This is a genomic window from Micromonospora sp. NPDC005220, from assembly GCF_040607895.1.
GTDB lineage: Bacteria > Actinomycetota > Actinomycetes > Mycobacteriales > Micromonosporaceae > Micromonospora.
The window spans coordinates 1-8,409 of record NZ_JBEXHP010000172.1 but is presented as its reverse complement, the minus strand read 5'-3'; the positions used below and the strand labels follow the sequence as shown (position 1 = coordinate 8,409).

Below are 8,409 nucleotides of genomic sequence, written 5' to 3'. Positions count from 1 at the left end.
TCCACCAGCGGCAGGGCTACGAGATCCTGCACACCCTGGCGCACGGCACCCCCGCGCAGCAGGCGATGGCCCAGGACGCGGTGGACCGTTGGTGGGCGGCAGGCGGTCGGGGCCGAGTGCTCGGGGCCCGGCGGACGGTCGGTGACGCGGGTCAGTCCCGGGTCTGCATGCCGTGGCGCAGGTTGCGCAGCAGGCCGCCCGCGTCGCTGACCGACCGGCCCGGGAACATCGCCATGACCACGCTGCCGTGGTCGGCCCAGCCGCACACCGCGAAGTCCCCGCCCTCGCCGCTGGTGCTGCCACACTTCAGCACCCCACCGAGATCGCCCGCGGGCAACTCACGCAGACCGTTCACCGCACCGGTCTCGTCGGACATCAGGCGGAAGAGGCTGTCCAGGTCCCGTTCCGGCTGCCAGAGCAGGGTGGTGCCGCCGAAGATGAGGACCGAGCGCTTGTCGTCGGTCGGGTCGCGGTAGACCGTGCCGAAACTACGGTCCAGTTCGATGTTCGCCGCCAGGCCGCTGCGCAGATAGTCAGCCGTGCTCTTCGCCCGCTCGCTGTCGTCGCGGGTCAGACCCGCCAGCCGATCGGGTGAGGCCAGCTGGGTGTCCTTCTGCTGCGCCACCCGCCACCCACCGACACCGAGCACCCCGGCGCCGGCGAGGCCGACCACCAGTGCGGCCGTCCAAGCGATCTTGCGGCGACGTGACCAGCCGCCGGAGCGCTCGTCGGGGTCGCCGCCGGAGTCCCGGGTGCTCAGCTGGATCGGCTCTTCGGTCAGCTCGACCGGGTCGCGGCCGCCGTCGAGCGACCGCTCGGTGAGATGTGCGTCGGACATAGCCGACACCGTACGCGAACGGCAGGTGGCGCACGTCAGGTCTGCGGAAGCCCTCCGTAGACTTGTCCGGTGACCGAGAGACTGGATGCCCGACGCCCCGACGCCCCGACCCTTGCCGGCCAGTACCAGCCCGGCGAGGTAGAGCAGCGACGGTACGAGCAGTGGGTGGCCGGCGGGCACTTCCGGGCCTCCGCCGACAGCGACAAGCCCCCCTTCACCATCGTCATCCCGCCGCCGAACGTCACCGGTTCGCTGCACATGGGTCACGCGTTCGAGCACACGCTGATGGACGCGTTGACCCGACGTAAGCGGATGCAGGGCTTCGAGGCGCTCTGGCTACCGGGCATGGACCACGCCGGCATCGCCACCCAGAACCTGGTCGAGCGTCAGCTCGCCGCCGAGGGCCTCTCCCGGCACGATCTCGGCCGGGACAGGTTCGTCGAGCGGGTCTGGCAGTGGAAGGCCGAGTCCGGTGGCGCCATCCTCGGCCAGATGCGCCGCCTCGGCGACTCCGTCGACTGGGACCGCGAGCGCTTCACCATGGACGAGGGGCTGACCCGCGCCGTCCAGACGATCTTCAAGAAGCTCTTCGACGACGGCCTGATCTACCGGGCCAACCGGATCATCAACTGGTGTCCGCGCTGCCTCACGGCGCTCTCCGACATCGAGGTCGAGCACACCGACGACGACGGCGAGCTGATCTCGATCCGCTACAGCGACGAGGTCGTGGTGGCCACCACCCGGGCCGAGACGATGCTCGGCGACACCGCGGTGGCGGTGCACCCCGACGACGAGCGCTACCAGCACCTGATCGGCACCGAGGTCGAGTTGCCGATGACCGGCCGTCGGATCCCGATCGTCGCCGACGCCCACGTCGACCCGACCTTTGGCACCGGCATGGTCAAGGTCACGCCCGCCCACGACCCGAACGACTTCGAGATCGGCCAGCGGCACGACCTGCCCGCCCTGACCGTGATGGACGAGCGCGGTGTGATCACCGTGCCCGGCCCGTTCGAGGGGCTGGACCGGTTCGAGGCGCGGCCCGCCATCGTGGCAGCGCTGCGGGAGCAGGGCCGGATCGTCGCCGAGAAGCGCCCGTACGTGCACGCGGTCGGGCACTGCTCGCGCTGCAAGACCACCGTCGAGCCGCGGCTGTCGCTGCAGTGGTTCGTCAACACCGCCCCGCTGGCCCAGGCCGCCGGTGACGCGGTGCGCGACGGCCGGGTCCGCATCGAGCCGGCCGAGCTGGCCAAGCGCTACTTCGCCTGGGTCGACAACATGCACGACTGGTGCATCTCCCGCCAGCTGTGGTGGGGGCACCGCATTCCGGTCTGGTACGGCCCGGCGGGTGAGATCGTCTGCGTCGGCCCCGACGAGGCGCCGCCGACCGGCGAGGGCTGGCACCAGGACGAGGACGTCCTGGACACCTGGTTCTCCAGCGGTCTGTGGCCGTTCTCCACCCTGGGCTGGCCCGAGCAGACCCCGGACCTGGCGAAGTTCTACCCGACCAGTGTGCTGGTCACCGGGTACGACATCCTGTTCTTCTGGGTGGCCCGGATGATGATGTTCGGCCTCTACGCGATGGACGGCCGGCCGCCCTTCGACGTGGTCGCCCTGCACGGGATGGTGCGCGACCAGTTCGGCAAGAAGATGTCGAAGTCGTTCGGCAACGTGGTCGACCCGCTGGACTGGATCGACAGGTACGGCGCCGACGCCACCCGGTTCACTCTGGCGCGGGGCGCGAACCCCGGCCAGGACGTCCCGGTCAGCGAGGAGTGGTGCCAGGGCTCGCGCAACTTCTGCAACAAGCTCTGGAACGCCACCCGGTTCGCCCTGATGAACGGCGCGCACACCACCGGCGACCTGCCCCCCACCGAGCAGCTCTCCACCGTCGACCGGTGGATCCTGTCCCGGTTGGCGCACGTCACCGCCGAGGTCGACGAGCAGTTCGAGGCGTACGAGTTCGCCAAGGTGTGCGACCTGCTGTACCACTTCGCCTGGGACGACGTCTGCGACTGGTACGTCGAGCTGAGCAAGCCGGTGCTCACCGAGGGCGGTGAGCGCGCGGAGGTCAGCCGCCGGGTGCTCGGTCACGTGCTCGACCAGTTGCTGCGGCTGCTGCACCCGGTCATCCCGTTCGTCACCGAGGAGCTGTGGGTCGCCCTGACCGGCGGTGAGACGGTGCAGGCCGCCGCCTGGCCGGTGGCCGACCGTTCGCTTGTCGACGACGCCGCCGAGGCCGAGCTGGTCGGCGTGCAGCGGGTGGTCACCGAGATCCGCCGCTTCCGCTCCGACCAGGGGCTGCGCCCCACGCAGCGGGTGGCAGCACGCCTGGACGGGCTGGCCGGCGCGGGTATCGCCGCCCACGAGCCGCTGATCCGTTCGCTGGTCCGCCTGGACCCGGCCGGTGACGACTTCCAGGCCAGCGCCACGCTGGCCATGCCCGGCGCGGTCGGTGTCGCGTTGGACACCCGGGGGTCGATCGACGTGGCCGCCGAGCGGGCCCGGCTGACGAAGGATCGCGCGGCTGCCGAGAAGGAGGTCGCGCAGGCCCGGGCGAAGCTCGACAACCCTGCCTTCATCGGCAAGGCCCCCGAGCCGGTGGTCGCGAAGATCCGCGACCGGCTCGCCACCGCCGAGGCCGACCTGGTCCGGATCGACGCTGCTCTGGAGACACTGCCCTCGTGACCGACCGTACCGATTTCGCCGCCGTCGAAGCCGAGCTGAACGCCCGCGGCTTCACCCGCATGGTCTTCGAGCTGGACCGGATCGAGTCCCTGCTCGACCTGCTCGGTAGCCCACAGCGGGCGTACCCGGCGATCCACCTGACCGGCACCAACGGCAAGACCTCCACCGCGCGGATGATCGACTCGCTGCTGCGGGCGTTCGGGCTGCACACCGGCCGGTATACCAGCCCGCACCTGGAGACCGTCCGGGAGCGGATCAGCCTGGACGGGGAGCCGGTCAGCGAGGAGCGGTTCGCGGCGGTGTACCGGGAGATCAAACCGCTGGCCGAGCTTGTCGACGCGCGGTCGGACGAGCCGCTGACCTACTTCGACATGACCACCGCGCTGGCGTTCGCGACGTTCGCCGACGCGCCGGTGGACATCGCTGTGGTCGAGGTCGGCCTCGGCGGTGTCGAGGACGCCACAAACGTTCTCCAGGCCGGCGTCTGTGTGATCACCCCGATCGGGCTGGACCACACCGAGTGGCTCGGCGACACGCTTCAGGACATCGCACTGGCCAAGGCCGGCATCATCCACCCGGGCGCCACCGTGATCGCGGCAGCGCAGGACGAGGAGGCGGCGGGCCCCCTCCTCGACCGCTGCGCCGAGGTCGGGGCCACCATCGCCCGGGAGGGCGGCGAGTTCGGCGTGCTGGGTCGGGCGGTCGCGGTCGGCGGGCAGGTGCTCAGCCTCCAGGGCCTGGGTGGCGTGTACGACGACGTGTTCATCCCGCTGCACGGTGCCCATCAGGCGCAGAACGCGGCGGTGGCGCTCGCCGCCGTCGAGGCGTTCCTGGGTGCGGGGGCTCGCCGGCAACTGGACATCGAGGCGGTCCGGGAGGGCTTCGCCTCGACCAGCTCCCCGGGCCGGCTGGAGCGGGTCCGTAACGCCCCGACCGTCCTGCTGGACGGGGCGCACAACCCGCACGGCATGAAGGCCACCGTCACCGCGCTCCAGGAGGAGTTCGCGTTCAGCAAGCTGGTGGCCGTGCTCGGCGTACTCGCCGACAAGGACGCGGAAGCGCTGCTGGAGCTGCTGGAACCGGTGGTCGACCAGGTGGTGGTCACCCGCAACAGCTCGCCACGGGCGATGCCGACGGAGCAGCTCGCCGCGCTGGCCGCCGAGATCTTCGGCGAGGAGCGGGTGGAGTCGGCCGAGGAGATGCCGGACGCCATCGAGTTGGCGGTGGCGTTGGCCGAGGAGGACGTCCCCGGTGAGCTGAGCGGTGTCGGGGTGCTGGTCACGGGTTCCGTGGTGACGGTCGCCGACGCGCGCAGGCTGTTGAAGCGATGACCAGCCCGGAGCGGGACGCGCACACCACCGAGGATCCGACCGGTGCGCCGGCCGAGCAGCCGGTGGAGGAGCAGCCCACGGCCGGGCAGCCGCGGCGCTCCGGGTTGCGCAACCCGGAGCGGGCGGTCCGCGGTCTCGGTGCCGGCACGCTCAGCCTGGAGGCGCTGGTACTGCTGCTGGCGATCCAGCCGATCCGGGTGGTCGGCGGTGACCTGGGCGGCGCCGCGATCGGTGCCGTCGTGGCACTGGCCGTGGCCGCCGTGCTGCTCGCCGGCATGATGCGCCGCCAGTGGGCCTGGAACGCCGGCACCGTGCTCCAGGGCCTGCTGTTGCTGGGCGGCCTGCTGCACTGGTCACTGTTCGGGCTGGGCATCATCTTCGCCCTGGTCTGGGCGTACGCGTTGCACGTTCGCCGGGTCATTCTCGGCTGACGCCGGACCCGGCCGGCGGCCTCCGGAGGCGGTCGTCGGGCCGGGTCAGGCGTCGGCGCGTTCGCGCCACTGGGTGAGCGCGACGCCGTGACCGTCCGGGTCGCGGAAGGCCGCCGCCCACACCTCCAGCTTGGTGCCCCGGTTGACCACCCGGGGCGCGTACGTGAAGCGGACGCCCGACCCGCGCAACCGCTCGTACGCGGCCTCGATGTCGTTCACCTCAAGGTTGACGTGCACCAGCCGGCGGCTGATGGGCGCCGCCCCGGTGACCTCACGCAGGACGAGCCGGGTCGTCCCGGAGGCGAGGACGGCGTTGTGGGCGCCCTGGTCGACCTCGGTGAAGCCGAGCACGTCCCGGTAGAAGTCGAGCGACCGGGGTAGGTCGGTGACCAGCAGGGTGAGACCCACCCCGCTGATCGGCGCGGCGGGATCCGCGGCCGAGTCGGTGTCGAACCCGAAGATCGCCTGGTCCAGCTCCTCGTCGGTCACGGTCTCGCGGGCGGCCCCGGCCGGAGAGGGGTCGTCCAGCGGAAGGTCGAGTGGGTCCAGCGGGTCGGCAGCGCCGGGGCCGGACCGCTGCGCGGGCGGTGGCTCGGAGCGCTGCGCGCTGGGCGGGTCGGAGCGCTGCGCGGGCGGTGGGTCGTCGGAGTCCCGGGCGGTCGTGCCGGCCGCTGCCGGAGCGTCGAACCGGTCGGCGGGGGGCTCGTCGAAGCGTTCCTCGTCGAAGCGTTCCTCGGCGGGCGGGCGCGGCGCCGGAGTGGCCCGCCGGGGCAGCCCACCGGCCTGCGGTTCGACGACAACGCCCTCCAACACCACCGGCCCCCCCGGGCTCTGGTGCATCACCACTGGCTCACGCTCCTCGGGCACGACGCCCGGGTCCTCGCGCCGAAGATCATCGCGCCGGAGGTCGTCGCGCCGGAGGTCGTCGCGTCGAGGGTCGTCGCGTCGAGGGTCGGGCCGCGAGGCGTCGGGGCGCAGCGGGTCACCGAGCGGGTCCCGGAACGGGTCACCGACCGGGTCCCGGAACGGGTCACCGACCGGGTCGCGGAACTCGTCGCGGAAGTCGTCGTCCGGCGCACGGTCGGCCCACGGTGGCGCGTCCTGCTGGATCAGCAGTTCGTCCATCGCCTCCGCGTCGGCGAACTCCGGCGGGAGATCGGCGACGGCGGCGGCGGTCTCGGCGTGGGTCGGCACCTCCTCCCAGAGGACCTTGACGTGCCGCTGGTCGTCCAGAGCGACCCGGATCGGCAGGGTCTGGCCCAGCGACGGCCACTTGGAGACCGGCACCCTCGGCTCGATGATCTTCTTGGACCGCGGCGGTAGACCAGGGGCGTCGATCACCAGCTGCAGTTCGCAGCGGCCGAACGCGTACTGGGTGGGTGGTTCGGAGGCGCTGTGCACGTGCCCTACACCGACGACCCAGGTGCGACCGCCGCCGCGTACGGTCGCCAGCGCGATCGCCAGCACCAGCAGGGCGACCCCGAGAGCCACGATGGCCCAACTGGTCATGCCCAGCCCGAACAGGACGACGAACGCGGCCACGGTGCCCAGCACCGCGCCGATCAGCTTGCGTACCGGCGCGATGGGTCGATTCCCGCCATTCGCCACAGTGGACCTCCCGGGGGTCAGGGCCAGGCTAGGCCGGATCGGCCACCGGGGGAAAGACCGGCCGCCGAGCCGGCGCCGGGACCGGGTCGCTAGGCTGACCGTACCGATCCCAAGCGTTCCGCGCGTACAGGAGGAACCCAGCGTGTCCAGCAACAGCCCGGATGAGCGCAGCCTCGTTCTGATCAAGCCCGACGCGGTCCGCCGCGGCCTGGTCGGCGAGGTCCTCTCCCGCTTCGAGCGCAAGGGGCTGCGGATCGACGCGATGGTGCACCGGACGATGGACGCCGCGCTCGCCGACGAGCACTACGCCGAGCACGTCGACAAGGCGTTCTACCCGCCGCTGAAGGACTTCATGACCAGCGGTCCGCTGGTGGCCCTGGTGCTCTCCGGCGACCAGGTCATCGACGTGGTCCGCGGGCTGGTCGGGGCCACCGACGGGCGCAAGGCCGCCGCCGGCACCATCCGGGGTGACCTGTCGCTGTCCAACCGGGAGAACCTGGTGCACGCCTCCGACTCGACGGACAGCGCCAAGCGCGAGATCGCGCTCTGGTTCCCCGAGCTGGGCTGACGCACCCCGGCCGTCGACCGAGGCCGCCCGAATTCAGCCGACCGCCGGCACCTTCGCCGGGTTGCCAACCACGTAGATCCCGGTGATCCGGCCGTCGGCCGCGGCGATGGTCAGCGTGTACCGGCTGCCGTCCGCGCGGGTGACCAGCACCGCGGGTTCCGCGTTGAGCTCGATCGGATCCATGGTCACTCGGTGACGCGGGCCGTAGACCCCGGCGTAGAACCGGGCGATCCGGTCCGCGCCGGTGACCGGGTTGAGGGCGGCCCGCACCCGACCGCCACCGTCGCTCCAGGCGGTGGCGTCGGCAGCCACCAGGTCGGTGAGCGTGGCCAGGTCGCCGTCGCGGGCGGCGGCGAGGAACGCGTCCAGCAGCCGCTCCCGCTCCGGGCGGCTGGCGGTGAACCGGCGCTGCTCCTGCCGTACCCGCGCGGTCGCCCGGTGATACAGCTGCCGACAGTTGGCGGCGGACCGGTCCAGGATCTCGGCGATCTCCGTGTACGGCAGGTCGAAGGCCGTGTGCAGGACGTACACCGCCCGCTCCGGCGGGGTGAGCCGCTCCAGCACGTGCAGCAACGCGGTGGAGAGCGAGTCGCGTAGCTCCACCCGGTCCAACGGTCCGAACGGCGAGGGGTCGGTCGGCACCGGCTCGGGCAGCCACGTCCCGACGTACGTCTCGCGGGCCGCCTGCCGGGCGCGCAGCCGGTCCACTGCCAACCGGGTGACCACCCGGGACAGGTACCGGCGCGGCTCGTCGACCCGGGCGCGGTCCACACCGAGCCAGCGCAGGTACGCCTCCTGGAGCACGTCCTCCGCGTCGTGCCGGCTGCCGAGCAGGCGGTACGCGAGCCCGAGCAGCATCGGCCGGTGCGCCTAGAGCGCCCCCGACCGCTCATCATCCCCACACCAGAGCACGCCTGGGCCGCAGGACCCAGCCCCAACCTAAAC

The 8,409-nt window shown here is 72.1% G+C and carries 7 protein-coding genes and 1 pseudogene; 5 read left to right on the top strand and 3 right to left on the bottom strand.

The window, feature by feature from the left end; all coding sequences use genetic code 11:
* Window positions 1-95 (top strand): annotated as a pseudogene (locus ABZU52_RS30900) (Phenylacetic acid catabolic protein); the annotation flags it as partial.
* A gap of 56 nt (window positions 96-151) precedes the next feature.
* Here ABZU52_RS30900 and ABZU52_RS30895 read toward each other — a convergent pair.
* Complete coding sequence (locus ABZU52_RS30895; protein WP_354974458.1) at window positions 152-838, bottom strand: hypothetical protein; 687 nt, start codon at window positions 836-838, stop codon at window positions 152-154.
* A gap of 69 nt (window positions 839-907) precedes the next feature.
* On the opposite strand from ABZU52_RS30895, the gene ABZU52_RS30890 reads away from it, so the two are divergent.
* From ABZU52_RS30890 to ABZU52_RS30880, 3 genes are read left to right on the top strand one after another with little or no spacing between them, the layout of a single operon-like run.
* Entirely contained in the window at window positions 908-3,526 is a 2,619-nt protein-coding gene (locus ABZU52_RS30890; RefSeq protein ID WP_354974457.1) for a valine--tRNA ligase, read from the top strand.
* Window positions 3,523-4,857 (top strand): folylpolyglutamate synthase/dihydrofolate synthase family protein, encoded by a 1,335-nt coding sequence (locus ABZU52_RS30885; protein ID WP_354974456.1) that lies wholly within the window; start codon window positions 3,523-3,525, stop codon window positions 4,855-4,857. Before ABZU52_RS30890 ends, ABZU52_RS30885 begins: the two co-directional genes overlap by 4 nt.
* A complete protein-coding gene (locus ABZU52_RS30880) occupies window positions 4,854-5,288 on the top strand; it encodes a DUF4233 domain-containing protein (protein WP_354974455.1) in 435 nt (144 codons plus the stop codon). The genes ABZU52_RS30885 and ABZU52_RS30880 overlap by 4 nt, the downstream gene beginning before the upstream one ends.
* Before the next feature lie 45 nt (window positions 5,289-5,333).
* Here ABZU52_RS30880 and ABZU52_RS30875 read toward each other — a convergent pair whose 3' ends face one another.
* On the bottom strand, window positions 5,334-6,896 hold the full coding sequence (locus ABZU52_RS30875) for a VOC family protein (RefSeq protein WP_354974454.1): 1,563 nt from the start codon (window positions 6,894-6,896) through the stop codon (window positions 5,334-5,336).
* 142 nt (window positions 6,897-7,038) lie between these two features.
* Here ABZU52_RS30875 and ndk point away from each other — a divergent pair, with 142 nt between their 5' ends.
* Complete coding sequence (ndk, locus tag ABZU52_RS30870; protein WP_110566030.1) at window positions 7,039-7,464, top strand: nucleoside-diphosphate kinase; 426 nt, start codon at window positions 7,039-7,041, stop codon at window positions 7,462-7,464.
* A gap of 33 nt (window positions 7,465-7,497) precedes the next feature.
* Here ndk and sigJ read toward each other — a convergent pair whose 3' ends face one another.
* On the bottom strand, window positions 7,498-8,322 hold the full coding sequence (gene sigJ / locus ABZU52_RS30865; protein ID WP_354974453.1) for an RNA polymerase sigma factor SigJ: 825 nt from the start codon (window positions 8,320-8,322) through the stop codon (window positions 7,498-7,500).
* Between the last annotated feature and the right edge of the window lie 87 nt (window positions 8,323-8,409).

Coding starts and splice junctions, on each gene's coding strand:
- ABZU52_RS30895 (WP_354974458.1), bottom strand. CDS start 838: ATGTCCGACGCACATCTCACCGAGCGGTCGCTCGACGGCGGCCGCGAC.
- sigJ (WP_354974453.1), bottom strand. CDS start 8,322: ATGCTGCTCGGGCTCGCGTACCGCCTGCTCGGCAGCCGGCACGACGCG.
- ABZU52_RS30880 (WP_354974455.1), top strand. CDS start 4,854: ATGACCAGCCCGGAGCGGGACGCGCACACCACCGAGGATCCGACCGGT.